This is a genomic window from Paenibacillus tarimensis (assembly GCF_021532315.1).
Lineage (GTDB): Bacteria > Bacillota > Bacilli > Paenibacillales > Paenibacillaceae > Paenibacillus_I > Paenibacillus_I tarimensis.
In genome coordinates, this window is record NZ_JAKGAO010000009.1 from 397,209 (window position 1) to 419,314 (window position 22,106).

The following is a 22,106-nucleotide window of genomic DNA, read 5'->3' on the forward strand; positions in this document are numbered from 1 at the left end:
CTCCGTGCCGATATAAAACTAGGGTGAGAGCCACTAGAGATAACACGGAGGAAAGTGAGTATGAAACCGATTCGCAGTCAGATTATCGTTTGGACAGTAGTCATGTCATTACTGCTCGGTGCTTTACCAGCTTCGGCTGGAACCAAGATGTATGGCTACAATGACCAGAAGGCGAACCGTACGTTCGTGCCGATCCGCTTCATCAGCGAGCAGACAGGTGCCAAGGTACAGTGGAACAGCAAGGATGGTAAGGTCACCATCATTAAGGATACGAAGGTAATTACATTCTTTGTAGACAAGCCACAGGCTATGGTTGATGATAAGAAGGTGACGCTTGATGACAAGCCCTTCAGGGAGGAGGGGGTTGTTTATGCGCCGCTAAAGTTCATTTGTCAGAGTCTTGGTTTAAGTGCCAAAATGGATTCAGCAACCTCCTCTCTCTTCATTACTTATGAGGGAGATACGTATAAGCTGCCTGTAATCAACAAAGGTGTGAAGGTAAGCAGCGGGGAGCCGATTAAGCATGCCAAACGTTCGTTCCGGGTAGGCGGCTCTTCTATGTCAGTCGACATTGTGACAGTAACCCTTCTGCATCCGTCTATAGATTTGTCAGTTGGGATAGCTGGCGGTGCAGTAGGCCGTGTCGAGGAGCTAAAGACGTTAGCCTCGCGCCATAAGGCGGTCGTAGCCATGAACGGAACATTCTTTGATGCCTATTCGGATGCGAGCTTCAAAACGCCGTATGGTTACATTGTCAATAACGGGGAAATCAAGAAGAAGAGCTCGGGTGACAGAAAGACTGTCTTTCTGTTTGATGAGATGAACCGTGCCGAAATGGTTGCGGGTCTTTCATTTCCTGAGCGTTACGAGCAGGGAGATGTTGACGGAGCCCTGCAGGTAGGCCCGAGGCTTGTCACTAATGGTAAGATAACTCTCAATGTCAAGGAAGAGGGCTTCCGTGATCCGAAAATACTGACCGGCGGCGGCGCGCGAAGCGCTATTGGCCTGACCCGTGACCACAAGCTGCTTCTTGTGACGAGTAAGGGGGCGACTATTCCCCAGATGGCGAGCATTATGAAGCAGGCCGGAGCTTATCAAGCGATGAATATGGATGGCGGGGCTTCGAGCGGCTTATACTATAAGGGCAGCTATATTACCACGCCGGGGCGCAAGATCAGCAATGCCCTTCTTATCACCCAGAGTCGTTAACAAATCTAATAATCTTTACACTAAAGCGGTTAATGAACTTCTTGCCGGTTTCCGATATAAATAAGGAAACCGGTTTTTTATTAGCTTCGAATAGCTGTGCTCGGTATAGGCAATGCTAAAAATAGCAGGAGCAAATATGTGTCAAAACTGTTAACAAGCCTGCGGGCGGATAAATACTCGAAAATTGCTATTGCCACACATTGATGTTATTTATATAATCATGATATTAACAATATAACAAAAACGTTAAATTAGCAGATGGGAAGGTGGACATTCATGTCAACAGTCACTAAGGGAAACCAGTACGCCAATCCTCTTATTCTCCAGCGGGCTGATCCGTGGATTTATCGCCACACTGACGGCTATTACTACTTCACTGGTTCAGTACCGGCTTACGATCTGATTGAGCTGCGCAGATCCAAGACAATTAATGGACTAGCTGAAGCCGAGACTGTGGTAGCCTGGCGCAAACATGAAACCGGTTTAATGAGCGCGAACATCTGGGCGCCGGAAATTCACTACATTGACGGCAAGTGGTATATCTACTTTGCTGCTGCCTGGACTGCTGAGACAAACGAAGGTCTGTTCGACCACCGTATGTTCGTTCTTGAGAACGATTCCGAGAATCCGCTTGAAGGCGAATGGGTTGAGAAGGGTCAGATCAAGACAAAGTGGGAATCATTCGCTCTGGATGCCACAACCTTTGAGCATCGCGGAGTTCGGTACCTGGTATGGGCTCAGAAGGATCCTGATATCGTTGGAAATTCGAACTTGTACATTGCACCAATGACCAACCCGTGGACGATTGAAATCGATAAGCAGGTTATGATTACGACACCGGAATATGATTGGGAGAAGATCGGTTTCCTGGTTAATGAAGGTGCAGCTGTCCTGAAACGTAACGGTAAAATCTTCATAACCTTCTCTGCAAGCGCTACAGATTTTAACTATTGTATGGGAATTCTGTCCGCTGATGAGAACGCTGACTTGCTTGATCCGTCGGTATGGAAGAAAAACCCGGAGCCGGTGTTTACCACTAATGAGGAAACCGAGCATTACGGGCCTGGCCATAACAGCTTTACAGTGTCTGAAGACGGCAAGGAAGACTTGCTCGTATATCATGCACGCAGCTACAAGGATATCACAGGTGATCCGCTGTATGACCCTAACCGCCACACACGCGTACAGGCGATTGCATGGCGTGAAGATGGAACGCCGGACTTCGGCATTCCTGGCGGGCAGAAATAAGGGGCGCTTCAACAGCATTTCCTGCGACTGGCATGAGGCTGGCGGTCTACCGGTCTCATGCTTTCCGGGAAAGTGTGGCTGCAGCGAAGGCGCTAAATCTGCAGTCATTATCATGCGGATTGGATGAAAGCGCTGCCTTTCGGTTCGGTTCCCGCTATGATTAATTTTATATTGGCAGTAAATATTTAATTGTTTGTGCTAATACCAATATTAAATACTACTCTGCGTCTCTCAAGAAAGCGCTTAAAATTATACATTGACATTGTAAGCGCTTTGAATTATCATAAAGGTAACAAAAACATTTTGCAGTTAATATAGATATTAATGATTGACTAAAAAAATGTTTTTGAATATTTGCGGGCCTTTCTGCAAATAGATACAACATCTGGCTTTTACATTTAGGAGGGGTTTGAATTGGGTAGCAAAAAGAAATGGTTGTCGGCAGTAACTCTGATGATGGCATTTGTTCTCGTTCTTGCAGGCTGCGGTGGCAACAACGGCGGCAATACTGGCGGAAGCGGAGAAGGCGGCGACAAAAAAATAGAGCTGACGTTCATGTTCCGTGGTGGTCCAGAGGAGCAAAAGGCTTATAAAGATACGGTAGCTCAATATGAAAAAGACCATCCGAACGTAAAGGTTAAGGTTATCACTACTGCGCCTGACCAGTATGTAACAAAGCTGAAGGCTGCTATTACAGGCAACAGCCTGCCAGACGTATTCTTCTTTGAAACAGGTGACCTCAGAGCTTACGCAAATGGCGGCGTGCTGCTTGATATTACTCAGTATGTTGAGAATGTAGAGAACATCGATATTAGCAAACTGTGGCAAAAAGGCGTTGACTTGTACCGTTACGACGGAGACAAGGTAGGACAAGGTGCACTCTACGGCCTGCCGAAGGATTTGGGGCCATTCTCCCTGGGCTACAACAAGACAATGTTTGAAGAAGCAGGCATTCCGCTTCCAGACAAGGACAAGCCTTATACTTGGGACGAGTTCATTAAAGTCAACCAGCAGCTGACGATTGACAAGAACGGCGACGGCAAGCCAGATCAGTATGGTACCGGCTTCAACGTTAACTGGTCGCTTCAATCCTTCGTATGGAGCAATGGCGCGGACTGGCTGGACGAGTCTGGCACGAAGGTAACAATCGATGATCCGAAGTTTGCTGAAGCACTCCAGTACTTTGCTGATATGCAAAACGTATACAAGATTACACCATCGATTGAAGACGCTCAGACGCTTGATACTTACCAGCGTTGGATGAAAGGCGAGCTTGCATTCTTCCCGGTTGGTCCTTGGGACTTGGCCACTTACGAATCGCTTCCTTTCGACTATGATTTGATTCCTTACCCGGCAGGTTCTACTGGTGAGACTGCTGCATGGCTCGGTTCCCTTGGTGTGGGTGTTTCCAGCAAGACGAAGAACCCTAAGGAAGCAGCAGAATTGGTTGCTTACCTGACAGCATCCGAGCAAGGCCAGCAAGCGCTTGTTGATGCGAAGATTCAGATTCCTAACCTGGTTGAAATGGCTGAAACATGGGCTGCAGATGAGACCACGAAGCCTGCTAACAAGCAAGAGTTCCTGCAGATCGTAAATGAGTACGGCCGTCCGCTTCCTGGCTACCGCACATACAACGCTGAGTGGTACCAGCTGTTCTTCACGGATATTCAACCTGTGCTTGACGGCAAGATTACAGCTGCTGAGTTTGTAAAAGCAGAGCAGCCAAAAATGCAAAAGCTTCTTGATAAAGCTATCGAGCAAGAGCAAAAGTCCAAAAAGTAATATAAAAAGAGATAAACAGTAGTCATTTTTAACGGGGAAATGATGTTAGTTGGGTTAACATGACAACTAACATCATTTTCGTTCCGTGGATAACCAGGGGTGAAACATGAAAACCAAATCCAATCTGTACCGTAAAGAGAAATATTATGGCTACCTATTCATACTGCCGCCCGTTCTAGGATTTCTGATTTTCGCTTTGTTCCCGGCACTGTACTCCCTATATGGTTCTTTTACCGACTGGGATGGTCTTGGGCGCATGGACTTTATGGGTCTTGGTAATTATCAAGAGCTATTAGCAGACGAACAGTTTCATAAGGCGCTTTTCAATACGTTCTATTTGATGTTAGGTATACCTGTTGGTCTGGTACTTGCACTTATGTTGGCACTGGCACTTAACAGAGGCAAGTTCGGGACGACAACGTTCCGGGTTATCTATTACATTCCGGTTATTTCATCGCTGGCTGCCATTTCGATTCTGTGGCAGTGGGCCTACAATGGTGACTATGGTTTGGTTAATCAGTTTTTAGAGATTTTCGGTATCGAAGGGCCGAACTGGTTAGCCAATAAACATACGGTAAAACCGGCGATTATTATTATGACGGTGTGGAAGGGTCTTGGTTATTCGATGCTTCTGTATCTTGCGGCTCTGCAGAGCGTTCCAAGATCGTATTATGAAGCAGCTGATCTGGATGGGGCTAACGCGCTTCAGAAGCTTCGCCATATCACATGGCCGATGGTACAACCGGTTACCTTCTTTATCGTTGTAACAAGCATCATCGGCGGATCGCAGATCTTCACCGAAATCAACATCATGACACCGACCGGTGGTACGGAATATTCGTCGGCAACAGTAGTCTTCTATGTATGGCAGAAAGCATTTGGCAATCTGCAAATGGGTTATGCATCCGCCATGGCGGCAGTACTGGGACTGTTTATCTTTGTCGTTACGCTCATCCAATTCAAACTGGACAAATCGTCCGACAATCACGATTAATAGTCTATAGAGAGGAGAACCGTCATGAGTGAAACCAAACGAAAAGGCATATTTGCCGATATAATTATCTATATTTTGCTTCTGGTGGGTGCTGTCTTCATGATCGCACCGCTGATCTGGATGCTGACGACTTCTTTCAAGGAGAGGGATGACGTCTTCGCACTTCCGCCTCAATGGATTCCTGATCCATGGCAGTTTGAGAAATACTCTGAAATCTGGGAAAAGGGGCCGCTGCTTGAAGGTATTATGAACAGTATAATCGTGGCAGTAAGTGTTACGATTATTGGTACGCTGACATCCAGCTTGGCTGCCTTTGCCTTCTCGAAGCTGCGCTTCCCGGCTAGAGATTACATTTTCATGGGATTGCTTGCTTCACTAATGATACCGTATCCTGCCGTTATGATTCCGCAGTTTATTATGTTTTCCAAGGCAGGTTGGGTGGATACGCTGTTACCGTTGATCGTTCCGGGATTATTTGGTAACATCTTTATGATCTTCTTCCTGCGGCAGTATTTGATGAGCGTGCCTAATGCGATCATTGAAGCGGCCAAGATTGACGGGGCTTCGTACTTCGGTATCTTTACCAGAATTACGTTCCCGCTGATTAAGCCGGCAATCGCAGCTCAGCTTATTCTCTGGTTTATGGGAATCTGGAACGACTACCTGGCACCGATCATCTATCTGAATTCACCGGAGAAGCAGACGCTGCAGCTGGTTATTGCCAACTATAATGCGACCTATGCCATCCAGACCGACTATCCGCTTATTATGGCAGCATCTATTATTGCACTGCTCCCGATGCTGATTGTATTCCTAATTTTCCAGAAGCAGATTATTGAGTCAGTTGCAATATCAGGAGTGAAAGGGTAATCAATTGATTACCCCTTCTCTTTGATTAAGGCGCTTCAATACACTACCGGAAAAGGGGTTAAGACATGTCTCAGCTAAAAAAAGCCAGTATGGTCGTTGACAAAGCTTACCGTGTAGCAGAAATAGACAAACGGATTTATGGTTCGTTCATTGAGCATTTGGGAAGGGCGGTATATGGCGGTATTTATGAGCCTGGCCATCCTTCGGCAGATGAACAGGGCTTCCGTAAAGATGTTTTGGAATTGGTGCGTGACCTTAATGTTCCGATCGTCCGGTATCCGGGCGGCAACATGGTATCCGCATATAATTGGGAAGACGGCGTAGGCCCGGTTGCCTCCAGACCACGTAGGCTGGAGCTTGCTTGGCGGACTATCGAAACCAATGAGATGGGAACCAATGAATTTGCTGACTGGGCAAGAAAAGCCGGTTCTGATGTAATGATGGCCGTTAACCTGGGAACGCGCGGCATCGATGCTGCACGTAACCTGCTTGAATATTGTAATCATCCAAGCGGCTCTTATTATAGCGACCTGCGAATTTCGCACGGCTATAAAGAGCCTCACAAAATTAAGACTTGGTGTCTGGGTAACGAAATGGACGGTCCTTGGCAGGTCGGCCAAAAGACGCCGGAGGAATATGGCCGTCTGGCTGCTGAGACAGCCAAGGCTATGCGGCTTGTAGACCCAACGATTGAACTGGTCTCCTGCGGCAGCTCCAATTCAGCGATGCCGCTCTTCCCGCAGTGGGAGGCGACTACGCTGGAGCATACGTATGAGCATGTCGATTTTGTGTCGCTGCATCAATACTTCGGCAATGCCGAGAACGACCCGGCGAACTACCTGGCCAAAGGGCTTGAGATGGATCGCTTTATCCGGACGGTTATCTCAACGGCAGACTTCATCAAGGCGAAGAAGCGCAGCAAGAAAACGCTGAACCTTTCCTTTGATGAGTGGAACGTGTGGTATCACTCCAACGATGCTGATAAGCAGATCGAGCCATGGACGATCGCACCTCCACAGCTGGAGGACCATTACAATTTTGAAGATGCCCTGCTTGTTGGTACACTTCTTATTACATTCCTGAAGCATGCTGACAGAGTTAAGATTGCCTGCCTTGCACAGCTGGTCAATGTTATCGCGCCTATTATGACAGAACAGGGCGGCAGTGCTTGGCGTCAAACGATCTACTATCCTTACCTTCATGCTTCTTTATACGGCAGAGGAGTGGCGCTTCATACCTTGTCGAAGTCGCCGACTTATGACTCCAAGGAATTCACAGATGTTCCTTACCTGGAGTCTACCGCGGTATTTAATGAAGAGAAGGAAGAAGTCACCATCTTTGCAGTGAACCGTCATCTTGAGGAAGGGCTTCAGCTGGAGTGCGATGTCCGCAGCTTTGAAGGTTATAAAATCGCAGAGCATATCGTGCTCGAGCATTCGGACTTGAAAGCTAGAAACAGTGCTGCAAAAGAGGAAGTTGTTCCGCATACAGGCGGTAACAGCAAACTCGACGGCGGCGTCTTGCATGCTGTTCTTTCAGCAAAGTCATGGAATGTTATCCGTTTGGTCAAAGCTTAATTTCGGCTATGGTATTCCCGTTAAGTTGAGCCTGCCAGCTCAAGTATTATTAATAAGGCCCTCACGCGCTTTCAAGTGCGTTGAGGGCCTTATCGTTATTCTAAAATATATGACAACCCTGCTGGCTGTTGTGCCGGCAGGGTTGTCAGGTTAACTATGCCTGTGGATTCTTCTCATAGTACAGCTTGAAATTAATATCCTGATTATAGTTGCCAAAACCAGCTCCAAAAATCGTTAATCCTCCAACATGCTGAGCACTGTCCATTACAGCCATGCGGAAGGTCCACTGCTTCTGCTTAATGTCCAGCTGATCCAGTGTGACTTCGGAGAGCTTCTGACCGTCAATAAAAGTCCCTTTGTCGTTAATTTTGAGCACCTTGAGCAGGCCAAACTGATTAATTTCGTTCCACCACCAGTCAGGTGTATACTTGCCGCGGTTACCGCCGCCAAAATCGCCGGGACTGGTCCATGTACCAACATGGACACCGTTGAGGAAGAAGGTAACATCAGAAGGCCAGTTCTCATTAGCAAACGGAGCTTCAGAGGAGATTTCCATCGAAACTTCAAGCTCTACCGGTTCTTCGGTTCTCAGAAGGAAATTCGGCACCTTATACTCGACGTACCCTTGACCAAACCATAAAATTTTGGCGTTTACCCGCTCAGGGTCAAGGAAATAACGGGGCTCGTCGAAGATACCGATTACGCTTTCAACTGTGGCTAGTCCGCAGGTAGGCTCAATTTGGAAATCAGTGTAGTGTCCGACCGAAACCTCTGTAAGATGGTAATCACGATTTTGCGGCAAAACTTTAGAAGGAAAAGCGATTTCAATACCCTCAACGGCCAGCGAGCAGACCTTCTTGGCGCCGCCGCGGCTGGATACCATTGTAGTGTTAATAAGGCCGGCTTTCTCCAGCTTCTTGACATGCATAGTCATTATCGCGCTGCTCAAGTTAAGCGCTTGCGCTAATTCTTTTACGTTCATTTCCTGTTTGGCGAGCAGTTGAATCATCTCAATGCGGACAGCGCTGGCCAATGCTTCATATACCGGCAGCCACTTATCAGTAACATCAATTTTCATGGTTCCCCCACTGAATCGGCAGCGTATTCAAATACTCCGACGGGTTTTTGGTCGCGTGAGCATCAGCTGCTTCACGCATCGTATAAATAAGACATCTGTTAATGATTGTATTAAATTATTTATTAATAATCAATGAAAATTTCCTATTCTAATTTAGCGCTAAAAAGGCAGACGGCAAAATGGAAGCAGTCCGGATGACTGCAGGCGGGGGGCGCCTGCTCGGGAGAAGGAGCAGCTAAGGATTTACCGGGAGGGAAGCGATTTGTAAGCGTCAACGCTATAAAATAAAGATACGAATTCAATAATAGCAATTTAATTCCAATTAGTAAAATGAGATGCACTGACAGAAGATGAGTTTCTGGAATAAACCTCTGGGGGGATAGAAGCATATTTATTATTATATGTGGTTTTGAGAAGATTAAACGATGGCTTTCGGAATGCGCTTACATTTTATAGCTCATCTATTATATTAGGGGTCTAAAGTCTGCAGGAAATAATACCAGCTTGTTTGGGTAATAAAGGTAAGATACAAGACTTCCCCAATTCGAATGGAAGGGATGAGGCTGATGAAACGAAAGCTGTTAATCACGGGTGCTGCTGGAGTTGTTGGGAGCGCAATATTGGAGGGGCTTCATGAGAAGGACAAGTATGAGATTGTAGCCGGTGATATCCGCGCTGATGAGGAAAGAGGTGTCATCGAGCTGGATGTGACTAATCCTCAGAGGCTTCTGGAGCTCACGGAAGGAGTAGATACCATCCTCCATATCGCATGGGCAAAGGATCAGGAGGATTTTCTCGGCAAAGTGCTGCCTATCAATGTAACGGGGGCTTACCACATCTACGAGGCGGCCCGCAAGAATGGGGTTAAACGGGTAATCTTCGCGAGCTCTAACCATGCTACCGGCTTTTACGAGGTGGACGAGCAGATTGGAGCTACCGACCCCTACCGGCCGGACAGCTTCTACGGTCTCAGCAAATGTTATATCGAGCTGCTGGGACGGCTGTATTCCGACAAATACGGCGTGTCCTCCCTCAATATGCGGATTGGCAACTTCCCGGGCGACGATTGCCCTCATTCGGACCGTGCGGCGCATATATGGATTTCGGCGAGAGATCTTGTGCAGCTAACAGAGCGATGCATTGAAGCGGACAAGGACATCAAATTCCTCGCGATGTACGGCACCTCCAATAACACGGACAATTACTACAACATTGATTATCTGGAGGAGCTGATCGGGTACAAGCCGCTTGATAATGCAGCCGAGGTAATGGAAGGAGCTAAATGTGCGGGAGAAGCAGTCAAGCATGACGAGACGGAATATAAGGGTGGTATCTGGTCGGAAAAATAATGGAACGGCTCCTGCCGAGATGATCCGGCGGGAGCCGTTCTGCCAGGTGTATGCATAACCGCCAATGCCACGACGCAGCCTTCGCAATGGACTAGCTCTCTCGGCTGCTGTACTGCTTCCGGTACTGTCCTGGCGTCATGTTCTCCTGCTTGCGGAAGGAGCGGATGAAATTCTGGGAGTTGTTGTAGGTCAGCCGCTCGGCAATCTCCTTGATGGGCATATCGGTCTCGATGAGCCACTGCTTAGCTTTGTTGAACCGGTACCGGGACAAGTATTCACTAAATGACAGATTGGTTTCCTTCTTGAAGACGCTGCTTAGGTAGAAGGGATTGTAATGGAGCCGGGATGCACATTTCTCGAGTGTCAGATCCGTATCATATTCGTTCTGTATTATGGCTATAATCCGCTCTGACAGGTTGTGGTACTGCGCCTCTTGCCGCTGCCGGAATACATCCGCCATGGGGATGATGAGGCGTGCTCTAAACCAGCTTTCGATCTCGGGGTAGACATATAGCTGCAGCAGCTCTTCGTATAATGAGCTTTCCTGCAGGCCAATTTGCGACCACCGGATACCGGCCTCCTGCAGGACGATGAGCAGGTCATTCAGCAGCCGGATCAGCGAAATCTGGTATTCTTGTGGAGTGCGCTCTTTGGAGAATACCTGATCAAGCCATTGCTTCAGAAGCTCTTGTGCTCTAGCCTCATCTGCCAGCTTGATCGCATCAATCAGCTGATGCTCCAGCTGTTTGGGATAGAAGCAGACGCCGGTATGCTTGCCTTCGTTGAGAGTGTGATAAGGAATGATGACGCCCTTGCCAAACTTCAGCCTGTGCTTGAGCGCTTCTAATCCTTCCTGGTAAGCCCGCCCGGCTTTCAACAGTGATTCGAAGGGGAGGCTGATCCCGATGCTGACATCAAGGTCCAGGTAATGTTTCATGTGCTGTTGAATCTGTTCTGTCAGCTTATAGATATCATCTCCGAACTCTTCCTCCGATCTACCGGCCGAACCGACAAGCGTAACCTGCGTCTGGTCCACGATTACCGGAGGCAGCCTGTCGCCGGGGGGGATCATTTCTTCAACTATGTTATTAATAGCAAACAGCAGCAGATCCTGGTCCTTCTGACTGTACCGGGTGTCTTCAAGGTCGTCGATTTGAAGCGTCATCACAATGAGCCGCTGCCAGCTATCGACCTGCTTGCCGTATCCGTACAGCCTGATCCGCTCCATAATTTCGGTTGACCCCAGCTGATCCTGATAAAGTCTAAGCAGGAAGTAAGTGCGGACCTGACGGCTCGTCTGATCAAGCTCTTCCTGAAGCTGGGTATTGAATGCAAACAGCTCCTTGATATGGGTATCGATAACCTGCAGCTCATTCCTGCTATTCTCCATATGGACGGGCAGACGCTGCGCGATGGCCTGAAACATCTGTCTGATCGGCGTGTATACCCTGCGGCTGCCCAGCCATACGAATAAGACGGTCAGCATAACCATAAGAACGCTTACATAAAAAGTGAACCATCCTATCGAACGGGCTTCCCGGGTATATTCATTCATCTCCGTAAAGGAGGCATATACCCACCCGTTAAAGGAGGAGCGCACATAGGTGACTGATAGCTCCCTGCCTCCCGCGTTAGAGGCAAATTGACCGGAAAGTCCGGTGAACAAGGCCGGATCCAGATTTTCTCCCACATAGGTTTCATGAAGGTATTTGCCGATCATCGACGGCTGCGGGTGAGCGACGATCCGGTTGCCGCCATCCAGCACCATGGTCTGTATTGAATCGTCACGGCTGCCCAGCATGGTGCCCAGCTGGCAGCTCGGAATGGTGGCGAAAGCCGCGCCGCGTTTTTCACCTAAATGAAGGAGGGGCATCTTTTTGACCAGTACAATGGTATGGCTGCAGCCATAGCTCTCGTTATCGCTGGAACCGATGGTGCCGGTTTCTAGGAGCACCCAGCTGGTGCTTTCGGGAAGCTTCATCAGCTCGGCCAGCGTCTCCTTGTGTTCATAACCGGAGAATGTATATAGTCCCCGGTTATTGATCAGCCAATCCTTGGAAGCGTTAGCCAGGATTACGTCGGTCACATGCGTCTCCGGCGACTGCAGCAGGCTGAGCTCGCGCTTGAGGTTATAGTACAGCTGAAAATCATGGTAGGTAAGCCGGCGGTGCAATGCCTCCTGCAGCTGGCTGGTATTGATGACATAGTTAAGCGTATAGTCGATTGTCCGGAGAACCTGCTCGGTACTGCCGTTGATCTGGCCCATGATTTGCAGATTGCTCTCGTTGACCTGCTGCTGGATCGACGCGGATGACTTCTGGTAGGAGAAGTAGCCGAGAGCGAGCAGAGGGAGGACGCTGACGGCACAGCCGAAAAGGATCATTTTGCTAAAGAGGCTGATTCTGCTCATAAGGTTATTCCTCCTGTAGAGTATGCAGATTGACGGCTTATTCCTGGACTGGCAGCTCCTAATGTCCGATAATCACTATGACAACGATAATCATTAGATCAGGTTGTCCGGAATTCTATGCAGGAGTGGGAACAGAGATCGCATTCGTCCAACGTTCCGCTTGATCCATCCGGGTGTCCTGCGATATGCTGTTAAGAGGATGCCAAATATTAGGTTGCGGGGGAGGGGACTAATGTGATGACAGCCGGGAACATGCGTCTGATGTCGGCCGCTGTCCTGCTGCTGGTATTGATTGGATGTACGTATAGTGTAGCACAAAATGAAAGCGCTATCCCTAAGAAGGATGCTTTTCATCCTATGAAGGATATGTCGCGGGACGGATCGGACAGAAAGCAAATGACACTGACTGTTATGGCGGATCTTCATACGCCGCAGGTGCCGGATGACCGAATTGAGCGGGAGCTGGAAGCCTTGACCGGCATGAATCTCATCATCGACTGGGTACCGGATGACAGCTATGACGAGAAGATGCAGGCAGCCTTTGCCACCGGTTCTCTACCGCAGGCGGTATACGTCAAGAACGCTGCCTCGCTGGATATTTACCGTCAAGCCTTCCGCAGCGGCTTGTTCTGGGAAATCGGACCGCTGCTGTCCGATTTCCCTAACCTTCGTAAGCTGGAGGCCGAGGTGCTCCGTAACACGGCAGTGGATGGCAAAATATATGGCTTGTACCAGGAACGGCCCTTGTCCAGGCAGGGGATTATATACCGCAAAGATTGGGCCGACCGGCTGGGACTGAAGGAGCCGACAACCATTGATGAGCTGTATGTTATGCTCAAGCGTTTTACGGAAGAGGATCCCGACGGCAACGGACTTCATGACACCATTGGTCTTGCAAACCGCAGCGACCTGGTCTACGGAGCGTTCAAGACGGTAGGCTCCTATTTCGGAACGCCGAACGGCTGGGGGATAGAGAGCGGCAAGCTGAAGCCGGAATTTATGTTTCCTGCCTATAAGGAGACGCTGCGTTTTTTCCGCAAACTGCATCAGGAGGGACTGATGAACCGTGATTTTGCGGTGACAGGCAAGCAGGATCAGGCTGAGCTGTTTGTGAGCGGGAGAGCCGGCGTGTATATCGGAGCAATGGTCAATGTGCAGACCCTGCACGCACAGCTGCAGGCGGTTAATCCGGATGCCGAGCTGGATGTGCATAACCGTATCTATGGACCGAAGGGCTTTGGAATCTGGTCAATTCCCGGCTATAGCGCTGTAGTTCTCTTCCCCAAATCGGCTGTGGCCACAGAGGGGGAACTGCGAAGCATTCTTGCCTTTTACGATAAGCTGATGACACCGGAGGCGGCCAATCTGCTGTTCTGGGGTGTAGAGGATGAGCACTACCGGCTGGTTGACGGAAGAGCTGTTCTGCAGGAGCCATACAGCCGGTTTGAAGAGGAAATAAAACCTTATCAGGCGCTCCAAATCGGCGGCCCGCGCACCATAGATATGCTTAAGCCGGATTATGAGCTTCCCGCCAGAGATAAGGCAGAGGCGCTAACTTTAGAAAATGAGGCCTACTTGATCGATGATCCGACAGCAGCGCTGGATTCAAAGACTTCCAGCAGCCTAGGCATTAGACTCCAGGAAATCATTCGAGATGCTACTTTCCAATATATCATGGGAGATATGAATGACCTTGGTTTCGACCGGGCGGTTCATCAATGGATGGAGAAGGGAGGCAGTAATATTGTGCAGGAATATAATGCGGCTTATAAGAAGCAGCAGGCGTCTGCTTTGAAATGACACTGGTGAAAGGTGGCGGTAATCCATGCAGGATAACAAGAGAAGGGCGGCTGAGCAGGAAGGAACCGGCTGGGCGCCGGACCTAGCGCTTGAGAGGCTGATAGAGCGGCTGGAAGAGGAACGGAAGGTTAAAGCTTCCGTTAGGACACGCGAGCAAAGGAGAGCAGAACTGCTCGCCTCTCTGCAACGCATATTAGGTGATTTCGATGATTTGGCCGAAGAAGGGGGACCGCTTGCCCCCAGGCTGCTTGAGCGGATTGAGACCGCGGGAATGATCCGGGAGCGTGTGGAATTTACCGCGGGCTATGGGCTTCGTGTGCCTGCCTATGCGGTATGGAGCAAGACGTCAGGCGGCGGCAGGCTCCCTGCCGTACTTGCTCTGCACGGGCATGGAAGCGGCAGCCGTGACATGCTGGGGCTGAGCCCGGATGGCACGCCTAAACCGGATGGCCCGGGCATCCACGGCGATACAGTTGAAGCACTTTCGCAGAGGGGGTTCTTTGTTCTGGTACCGGACATTGCCGGGTTCGGGGACAGGAAGCTGATGAGGGATGCAGGGCGATCCGATCCTTCGGCTAATTCCTGCTTCGGATTGGCATCCGCACTGCTGATGACGGGGAGGACATTGGCCGGACTGCGTGTCTTCGAAGCAAGAAGGGCGCTGGATTACCTGGATACCAGGGACGATGTGGATGCAGCGCGTGTCGGCTGTATCGGCTTCTCCGGCGGGGGGATGGTTGCCTCTCTGACAACAGCTGTGGAGAATCGGATCCGTGCTGCCGTTATTTGCGGTTACGGAAGCACATACCGGGGCAGTATTCTGGCCATGCAGCACTGTCTGGATAATTATCTGCCGGGCATTCTGCGGGAAGCGGAAATGCCTGAATTGCTTGGTTTGATAGCTCCGAGGCCGCTGCTGCTGGAGTCCGGCCGTTCCGATCATCTTTTTCCCGTGGAAGAGGTACAGGCCGCAGCAGACTATCTGGTGGAGCTGTACGCAGAGCTGGGCGCGGCAGACTGTTTCAGACTTGACCTGTTTGAGGGCGGACACGAGATCAGGGGAGGACTGTCATTTGACTGGCTGCAGACGAAGGTGAAGGAGGAGAGAGGCCATGCTTGACCGGATGGTTTCCATGCCGGGAGATATTGTGGTTCAAGGTGTCGGTCTTCATAATATTGCTGAGGTAGAGGAGCTTGGGGAAGGACAGGGTATCCAGCTGTCGCGGGTGCCGTCCAAGGTGCGTATGGCACTGAATGAGAAGGCGCAGGGGCGGGCTCTGCTTGGAGCGGGATCGGAGATTCGCTTCAATCTGGAGGGAGACGAAGCAGTCCTTACCTTCCTGCATGATCCCGTTGACCGTTCTGCCGGCAGTGCCGGCCCCAAAGGGGTATTTGAAGTATACCAGGGGGATTATCAGGGCGCCTATGACACCACTCCCCAGCCGATGGGGGAGGGCGGTGAAACCAGGCTTGTCATTCGCCGAAGCCGCAAGCATGAGCAGCTGTTAAGGCGCAGGTATGATGAAGGGCTCCTGAACTTCGATCCCTCCCTGCTGCGTATTATGCTGCCCAATGATCTGCAGGTCCGCCTGTTACGTGTTGAAGGAGCAGTGGCGCCGCCGAGGAGGGGACAGGTGCCGGCTGGCCGGCTGCTCGTGCACGGCTCATCCATTACGGCCGGCGGGGATGCAGTGCTGCCTTCGGGCAGCTATGCGCATGCAGCTGCCCGGCGTCTTGGAGCCGATCTTATTAACCTAGGTTTCTCGGGAAGCTGTCATGTAGAACCCGCAATGGCAGACTATATTGCTTCCCGAAGGGATTGGCAGTATGCCGTGCTGGAGCTCGGTGTCAATGTCATTGATTTTATGCCTTTGGCCGAGTTTGAACAGCGGGTGCGCTATATGCTTCGCACCATAGCCGACAACAGCAGAGACAGATGGGTTTTCTGCACAGACCTCTTCACATGCCACCGGGATTATAACCGGGATCCTGTTATTACTGAATATCGAGACATTGTCCGCCGCTGCGTAAGAGCGCTTAGACAGGAGAAAATCGTTTACCTATCTGGACGCGAGCTGCTGCCGGATGATCGGGCATTGACTATTGACCTGCTGCATCCGTCAGCAGAGGGCATGCAGGAAATTGCGCGCAGGCTGGCCCGCCGGATTCGGCTTCATGCAGAGCCGCAGTAAGTGCAGGCAGCTGGACTTTCTTGCGCAGGGGAGGGCATTTTTATGATGATTGTAGCAGCTGACGGCAGCGGCGATTTCCGTACCGTGCAGGAAGCTATAGATGCAGCTGATGCTTATGGAAGCGGGCAGCCGGTTACGATCCGGATCCGCAGCGGGATTTATAAGGAGAAGGTGTCTGTCGAACGTCCGGGTGTTACACTGATTGGCGACGATGCGGAGAGCACAATCATCACCTACGATGATTACGCGCAGAAGCAGTTTCCGGATGGAGAACATTATCATACCTTTCATTCCTACAGCTTTCTAGTGGGGGCAGATGATTTTACGGCAGAACAGCTTACTTTCGCGAACACGGCTGGTCCGGGCGAGCGGGTAGGCCAAGCGCTGGCCGTGTATGCGGATGGGGACCGGACCGTATTCCGGCGCTGCCGTTTCCTTGGCAAACAGGATACGCTCTTCACAGGGCCGCTGCCGCCAAAGCCGAAGGAGAGGGCAAGCTTTGGCGGACCGCGCGATATCCTGCCAAGGCGGGCCACTCGTCAACTTTACGAGGACTGTTACATAGAAGGCGACATTGACTTTATTTTTGGCTCGGCGACAGCGTATTTCCTCGGCTGTGAGCTCTTCTCGAGGCGAAGAGACCTGCCAGGAGTGGGAGAAGCTCACCCTGTGACGCATGGCTGGATAACTGCGGCTTCAACGCCCGAGCATGCTCCCTTCGGTTATGTATTCGACACCTGCCGGCTAACCGGAGACGCACCACCAGGGAGTGTGTATCTGGGCAGACCCTGGCGTGACCACGCCCATACCCTATATATGAATTGCTGGATGGGCACACATATCAGGCCCGAGGGCTGGGACAACTGGGGCCGCCCGGATAGTGAGCATTCAGTCCGCTATGAGGAGTACGCCAATACAGGGCCGGGCGCATGTCCCTCACAGCGGGTCAGCTGGTCCAGGCAGCTGCTTCCAGAGGAGGCGGAGCACTATAGAATAGGCAGGGTTCTGGCGGGTCATGACGGCTGGAACCCGGTATGAGGAGGATGAATGAAGGAATGAAACCTGTAACCTTTCATTTGGCCGGCGACTCCACGATGTCCGAATACGGACCGGAGGAAGCGCCAAGAGCGGGCTGGGGCCAGATGCTTCAGGAATTTGTCCAGTCGCATGTGTCCGTACGCAATAAAGCGATGTCGGGGCGAAGCTCCAAAAGTTTTATTGATGAAGGGCGTTTGGAAGACTTGCTGAGCGGAGTACAGGCGGGTGACTACATACTCATTCAGTTTGGGCATAATGATGCCAAGTCTGATGAGCAGCGGCGTACCGATCCGTATGGAAGCTATCAGCAATGTCTGGAGCGTTACCTGCTAGGGGCATCCGGCAGGGAAGCGCAGGCGATTCTGATTACATCGGTAGAGCGGCGCAAGTTTAATTCTGACGGTCTGCTGGAGCATACGCATGGCGACTATCCCGCGGCTATGGAAGAGCTGGCGCGCAAGCGGGGCATCCCGCTGCTGGATTTAAGGGAGCTGACAGGGCGGCTCTACGAGCGGCTCGGTCCTGAGGAATCGAAGCGGCTGTTCATGTGGCTGGAGCCGGGCGTGCATCCGAACTATCCGGAGGGCGTCCATGATGACACCCATTTCTCGGAGCTTGGAGCCAGGATGGTTGCAGCTTTGGCGGCGGAAGGACTTTACCGCTTAGGCTTGCCTTGCAAGGAGCCGGAGAGCCTGAAGGGCAGTGCCGGATAAACCGGCAGTTTTGCTCAGCGTTCAGGCGTGCACCTGCAGATAACGGAAGGCAGTCATTAGACGCAAGACTATAAAATTTAACGAATATATGCTTAAGGATGACATTCATGCTGAAGGGCCGGGGGCTTCCGGCTCTTCTTACAGTATATTATTCATAGAGAGTGTCACTGGCCAGGAGGCAGCCGGGCCCGGCTCATTTCTCAGGTAAATACAGGCGCTCTGAAGAAATAGATAAATAACTAATTTACAGTGTAAAAAATGTCTAATATACCATGTATTATCGTATGAATTTTTATGTTATTATGAAAGCGCAATCAATGGAAAGGAGTACAAATTCCGTTAAACGGACATCATCAGAAAACAGGGAGGCTGCAGCGAACAGAATGGTCTATAAAGCTTCAAGAGCAAACCAAATTTAATTAAAGTTGGAGGGTGAACTGATGAAGCTGAGCAAAACGATACGTAAAGCGGGCATACTGCTCACACTGGCCGCCGTATTTGCGGGCACTACTATTGTAAGCGATACCAAGTCTGTAAAGGCCGCCCCGAGCGAACCGTATACGTGGAAGAATGTCGTGACCGGTGCCGGAGGGGGATTTATCCCGGGCATTATTTTCAACAAGACGGAAAAGGATCTGATCTATACAAGGACAGACATAGGCGGCGCGTACCGCTGGAACCCGGCAGACAACAGCTGGATTCCGCTGCTTGATTTTGTAGGCTGGGATGAGTGGGGCAAGACGGGTGTCGATGCGCTGGCTACCGACCCGGTCGACCCTGACCGGCTGTATCTGGCTGTTGGCACCTACACGAATGACTGGGACCCGAATAACGGCTACATTATGCGGTCTACTGACCGCGGGGATACCTGGCAGGAGACCGAGCTGCCCTTCAAGGTTGGCGGGAATATGCCGGGCCGGTCAATGGGCGAGCGTCTGGCAATAGACCCGAACAGCAACAACATCCTGTACTTTGGCGCTCGCAGCGGCAACGGTCTCTGGAAGAGCATCGACTATGGCGCGACCTGGAATAAAGTGACATCCTTCCCGAACCCCGGAACCTATGTTCAGGACCCATCCAACTCCTACCAAAGTGACATTATGGGGCTTGCCTGGATCACCTTCGATCCTGCGACCGGCTCGCCTGGCAGCCCAACCCAGACGATATATATCGGTGTAGCCGACAAAGAGACTAGTATTTACCGCAGTACAGATGGCGGTGCAACCTGGTCGGCGGTCCCAGGCCAGCCAAGCGGCTTCCTGCCGCATCATGGGGAGCTCGACAGCAGCGGCAATCTGTTCATAACGTATAATGATGCGATCGGCCCCTATGATGGGGAGAAGGGCGATGTATGGCGCTATAACACGGTTACGGGTGAATGGACCAATGTGAGCCCGGTGCCAAGCTCGAGTACGGACAATTATTTCGGTTACGGGGGCCTTGCGCTGGATGAACAGCAGCCGGGTACGCTGATGGTCTCTGCGCTTAACTCGTGGTGGCCGGATACGATTTTGTTCCGCAGCACGGACAGCGGGGCTACCTGGACGCGCATTTGGGACTGGGCGGGTTATCCTAACCGGACGCTGCGGTATACACAGGATATCTCTGCAGCGCCTTGGCTGGATTTTGGCACTAATCCGCAGCCTCCGGAAGTGACGCCAAAGCTTGGCTGGATGGTCGGTGACCTGGAGATCGACCCTCATAACTCTAACCGGATGATGTATGGAACGGGTGCCACCATTTACGGAACGAACAATCTGACGGACTGGGATGCGGACAAAAAAATTAATATCTCTGTGATGGCCAAGGGGCTTGAGGAGATTTCGGTTATCGATCTGATCAGCCCGCCATCAGGCGCTCCGCTGCTCAGTGGTGTAGGTGATGTGTCAGGCTTCCGGCATGATGATGTTACGAAAGCGCCAGCCAAGATGTTCATTGGTCCGAGCAGCACGGCCAGCATAGATTACGCTGAGCTGAACCCGACCTTCATAGCGCGTGTCGGCTACGGAGACTATGAGAATAATCCTAACGCAAAGTCCATTGCACTCTCATATGACGGCGGAACCAACTGGTTTAATCCGTCTTCGGAACCGGCCGGAACCAAGGGCGGCGGCACACTGGCAGTTGGAGCCGACAACAGCTCGTTAGTATGGAGTACACCGGATGTCGGTGTGTATTACTCCAAGTCCTCCGGCAACTCGTGGATGAAGAGTACTGGTCTGCCTGACGGAGCCAAGGTGGCATCTGACAGGGTGAACAAGAACAAATTTTATGCGGCTGCCGCAGGTGCGTTCTATGTGAGTACAGACGGCGGCGCGACCTTCACCCAGACGGCTGCTGCAGGTCTTCCCGCAGAAGGTGCACTGAAATTCAAGGCGATGCCGGGCGTGGAAGGGGATATCTGGCTGGCTGGCGGCAGTGAAAGCAGCGGTGTGTACGGATTGTGGCATTCGACCGACTCAGGCGCGTCCTTTACGAAGCTCGCTAATGTGGAGGAAGCGGACGTCGTCGGCTTCGGCAAAGCGGCACCGGGCCAGACCTACATGGCGCTGTATATTTCGGCTCAAATCGACGGGGTAAGGGGAATCTTCCGTTCGGATGACGCCGGATTGAGCTGGGTTCGGATTAATGATGACAAGCATCAATATGCCTATACAGGCTCGGCCATAACGGGAGACCCGCGAATTTACGGCCGGGTTTATGTGGGTACGAACGGACGGGGAATAGTCTATGGTGATCTTGCCGGTCCGGTTCAGAATCACTCGTCCATTACGCCGGCGGCGGCCGCCTTCGATAAGAAGGCAGGCAGCCAGGCGGATGTAACGGTGACCATAACACCCAATGGCAACACATTGACAGCTGTCCGCAACGGCAGCAAGGTGCTGGCTGAAGGGCTGGATTATACGGCAGCCCAGAATAAGGTGACGATCAAATCAAGCTATCTGGCCGCCCAGCCGCTCGGTACGCTTAGTCTTACCTTCGACTTCAGTGCAGGGACGGACCCCGTGCTGGAGATTGCCATTGAAGATTCAACATCGGCTCAGCCAGTGAATAATTCGTCCATCACGCCTGTCGCGGCTGCCTTTGATAAGAAGGCAGGCAGCCAGACGGATGTAACGGTGACCATAACCCCCAATGGCAATACACTGACAGCTGTCCGCAACGTCAGCAAGGTACTGGTCGAAGGGCAGGATTATACGATAGACGAGAATAAGGTGACGATCAAATCAAGCTATCTGGCTGCCCAGCCGCTCGGTACACTTAGTCTTACCTTCGACTTCAGTGCAGGTACGGACCCCGTACTGGAGATTGCAGTGTCGGACAGCACGGCGGCTGAGCCGGGCAGTGTGAAGGCGCAGATGTTTAACGGCTCCACCTCATCGGAAGTCAATACGCTGAATCCGCGCTTCAAGCTGATGAACACGGGAGCGGCGGATATCTCTCTGGCTGACGTGAAGATTCGCTATTATTACACAATAGACGGCGAGCAGGAGCAGAGCTTCTGGTGCGATTGGTCGACTGCGGGAAGCGGTAATGTGACCGCTAAATTTGTGAAAATGGCCTCTCCAAAGGATGGTGCCGACCATTACGTGGAAATCGGATTTTCCAGCGGGGCGGGGATCTTGCCTGCAGGCCAGAGCATTGATATACAAACCCGTATAGCCAAAAACAACTGGAGCAGCTACTCGCAAACGGGCGATTATTCCTTTAACGGTTCGGCCAGCAGCTATACGGATTGGTCCAAGACAACCGTCTATACTGCCGGCAGCCTGCAGTGGGGCCAGGAGCCGCAGTAATCCGCTAAAGCTTATAACTAATACTAATAAAAGCAGGGGCTGCCGACAC

At 51.2% G+C, this 22,106-nt stretch carries 15 protein-coding genes; 13 read left to right on the plus strand and 2 right to left on the minus strand.

Going from position 1 to position 22,106, the window contains the following annotated elements:
* The first annotated feature begins 60 nt into the window (after positions 1–60).
* The 6 genes from L1N82_RS10545 (at position 61) to arfA (ending at position 7,680) form a co-directional block, all read left to right on the plus strand.
* A complete protein-coding gene (locus L1N82_RS10545; RefSeq protein WP_235287325.1) occupies positions 61–1,209 on the plus strand; it encodes a phosphodiester glycosidase family protein in 1,149 nt (382 codons plus the stop codon).
* Between the two features lie 276 nt (positions 1,210–1,485).
* The gene (locus tag L1N82_RS10550) at positions 1,486–2,457 is read left to right on the plus strand and encodes a glycoside hydrolase family 43 protein (RefSeq protein WP_235287326.1); all 972 of its coding nucleotides are present in this window, start codon (positions 1,486–1,488) and stop codon (positions 2,455–2,457) included.
* 453 nt (positions 2,458–2,910) lie between these two features.
* On the plus strand, positions 2,911–4,239 hold the full coding sequence (locus tag L1N82_RS10555) for an ABC transporter substrate-binding protein (RefSeq protein ID WP_235287377.1): 1,329 nt from the start codon (positions 2,911–2,913) through the stop codon (positions 4,237–4,239).
* A gap of 106 nt (positions 4,240–4,345) precedes the next feature.
* A complete protein-coding gene (locus tag L1N82_RS10560) occupies positions 4,346–5,233 on the plus strand; it encodes a carbohydrate ABC transporter permease (RefSeq protein WP_235287327.1) in 888 nt (295 codons plus the stop codon).
* Positions 5,234–5,257: 24 nt separating this feature from the next.
* Positions 5,258–6,103 (plus strand): carbohydrate ABC transporter permease, encoded by an 846-nt coding sequence (locus L1N82_RS10565; protein WP_235287328.1) that lies wholly within the window; start codon positions 5,258–5,260, stop codon positions 6,101–6,103.
* Between the two features lie 65 nt (positions 6,104–6,168).
* Positions 6,169–7,680 (plus strand): arabinosylfuranosidase ArfA, encoded by a 1,512-nt coding sequence (gene arfA / locus L1N82_RS10570; protein ID WP_235287329.1) that lies wholly within the window; start codon positions 6,169–6,171, stop codon positions 7,678–7,680.
* A gap of 154 nt (positions 7,681–7,834) precedes the next feature.
* Here arfA and L1N82_RS10575 read toward each other — a convergent pair whose 3' ends face one another.
* The gene (locus tag L1N82_RS10575; RefSeq protein ID WP_235287330.1) at positions 7,835–8,758 is read right to left on the minus strand and encodes an ArsR/SmtB family transcription factor; all 924 of its coding nucleotides are present in this window, start codon (positions 8,756–8,758) and stop codon (positions 7,835–7,837) included.
* A 566-nt stretch (positions 8,759–9,324) separates the two neighbouring features.
* Between L1N82_RS10575 and L1N82_RS10580 the strand changes: the two genes are divergently transcribed.
* Complete coding sequence (locus L1N82_RS10580; protein ID WP_235287331.1) at positions 9,325–10,107, plus strand: NAD-dependent epimerase/dehydratase family protein; 783 nt, start codon at positions 9,325–9,327, stop codon at positions 10,105–10,107.
* Between the two features lie 91 nt (positions 10,108–10,198).
* Here L1N82_RS10580 and L1N82_RS10585 read toward each other — a convergent pair whose 3' ends face one another.
* A complete protein-coding gene (locus L1N82_RS10585) occupies positions 10,199–12,517 on the minus strand; it encodes a helix-turn-helix domain-containing protein (RefSeq protein WP_235287332.1) in 2,319 nt (772 codons plus the stop codon).
* A gap of 237 nt (positions 12,518–12,754) precedes the next feature.
* Between L1N82_RS10585 and L1N82_RS10590 the strand changes: the two genes are divergently transcribed.
* From L1N82_RS10590 to L1N82_RS10615, 6 genes are all read left to right on the plus strand, one after another.
* Positions 12,755–14,317, plus strand: a complete 1,563-nt coding sequence (locus L1N82_RS10590; protein WP_235287378.1) for an extracellular solute-binding protein — start codon at positions 12,755–12,757, stop codon at positions 14,315–14,317.
* Between the two features lie 25 nt (positions 14,318–14,342).
* Positions 14,343–15,437, plus strand: coding sequence for a dienelactone hydrolase family protein (locus L1N82_RS10595; protein WP_235287333.1), 1,095 nt, complete (start codon positions 14,343–14,345; stop codon positions 15,435–15,437).
* Positions 15,430–16,509, plus strand: coding sequence for a GDSL-type esterase/lipase family protein (locus L1N82_RS10600; RefSeq protein ID WP_235287334.1), 1,080 nt, complete (start codon positions 15,430–15,432; stop codon positions 16,507–16,509). The genes L1N82_RS10595 and L1N82_RS10600 overlap by 8 nt, the downstream gene beginning before the upstream one ends.
* A gap of 42 nt (positions 16,510–16,551) precedes the next feature.
* A complete protein-coding gene (locus L1N82_RS10605) occupies positions 16,552–17,547 on the plus strand; it encodes a pectinesterase family protein (RefSeq protein ID WP_235287335.1) in 996 nt (331 codons plus the stop codon).
* Between the two features lie 17 nt (positions 17,548–17,564).
* Positions 17,565–18,260 carry a rhamnogalacturonan acetylesterase gene (locus L1N82_RS10610; RefSeq protein WP_235287336.1) on the plus strand — a complete coding sequence of 232 codons (696 nt, stop codon included), beginning with the start codon at positions 17,565–17,567 and terminating at the stop codon, positions 18,258–18,260.
* 440 nt (positions 18,261–18,700) lie between these two features.
* On the plus strand, positions 18,701–22,057 hold the full coding sequence (locus tag L1N82_RS10615) for a X2-like carbohydrate binding domain-containing protein (protein ID WP_235287337.1): 3,357 nt from the start codon (positions 18,701–18,703) through the stop codon (positions 22,055–22,057).
* The last annotated feature ends 49 nt before the right edge of the window (positions 22,058–22,106 follow it).

Coding starts and splice junctions, on each gene's coding strand:
- L1N82_RS10545 (WP_235287325.1), top strand. CDS start 61: ATGAAACCGATTCGCAGTCAGATTATCGTTTGGACAGTAGTCATGTCA.
- L1N82_RS10550 (WP_235287326.1), top strand. CDS start 1,486: ATGTCAACAGTCACTAAGGGAAACCAGTACGCCAATCCTCTTATTCTC.
- L1N82_RS10555 (WP_235287377.1), top strand. CDS start 2,911: ATGATGGCATTTGTTCTCGTTCTTGCAGGCTGCGGTGGCAACAACGGC.
- L1N82_RS10560 (WP_235287327.1), top strand. CDS start 4,346: ATGAAAACCAAATCCAATCTGTACCGTAAAGAGAAATATTATGGCTAC.
- L1N82_RS10565 (WP_235287328.1), top strand. CDS start 5,258: ATGAGTGAAACCAAACGAAAAGGCATATTTGCCGATATAATTATCTAT.
- arfA (WP_235287329.1), top strand. CDS start 6,169: ATGTCTCAGCTAAAAAAAGCCAGTATGGTCGTTGACAAAGCTTACCGT.
- L1N82_RS10575 (WP_235287330.1), bottom strand. CDS start 8,758: ATGAAAATTGATGTTACTGATAAGTGGCTGCCGGTATATGAAGCATTG.
- L1N82_RS10580 (WP_235287331.1), top strand. CDS start 9,325: ATGAAACGAAAGCTGTTAATCACGGGTGCTGCTGGAGTTGTTGGGAGC.
- L1N82_RS10585 (WP_235287332.1), bottom strand. CDS start 12,517: ATGAGCAGAATCAGCCTCTTTAGCAAAATGATCCTTTTCGGCTGTGCC.
- L1N82_RS10590 (WP_235287378.1), top strand. CDS start 12,755: ATGACAGCCGGGAACATGCGTCTGATGTCGGCCGCTGTCCTGCTGCTG.
- L1N82_RS10595 (WP_235287333.1), top strand. CDS start 14,343: ATGCAGGATAACAAGAGAAGGGCGGCTGAGCAGGAAGGAACCGGCTGG.
- L1N82_RS10600 (WP_235287334.1), top strand. CDS start 15,430: ATGCTTGACCGGATGGTTTCCATGCCGGGAGATATTGTGGTTCAAGGT.
- L1N82_RS10605 (WP_235287335.1), top strand. CDS start 16,552: ATGATGATTGTAGCAGCTGACGGCAGCGGCGATTTCCGTACCGTGCAG.
- L1N82_RS10610 (WP_235287336.1), top strand. CDS start 17,565: ATGAAACCTGTAACCTTTCATTTGGCCGGCGACTCCACGATGTCCGAA.
- L1N82_RS10615 (WP_235287337.1), top strand. CDS start 18,701: ATGAAGCTGAGCAAAACGATACGTAAAGCGGGCATACTGCTCACACTG.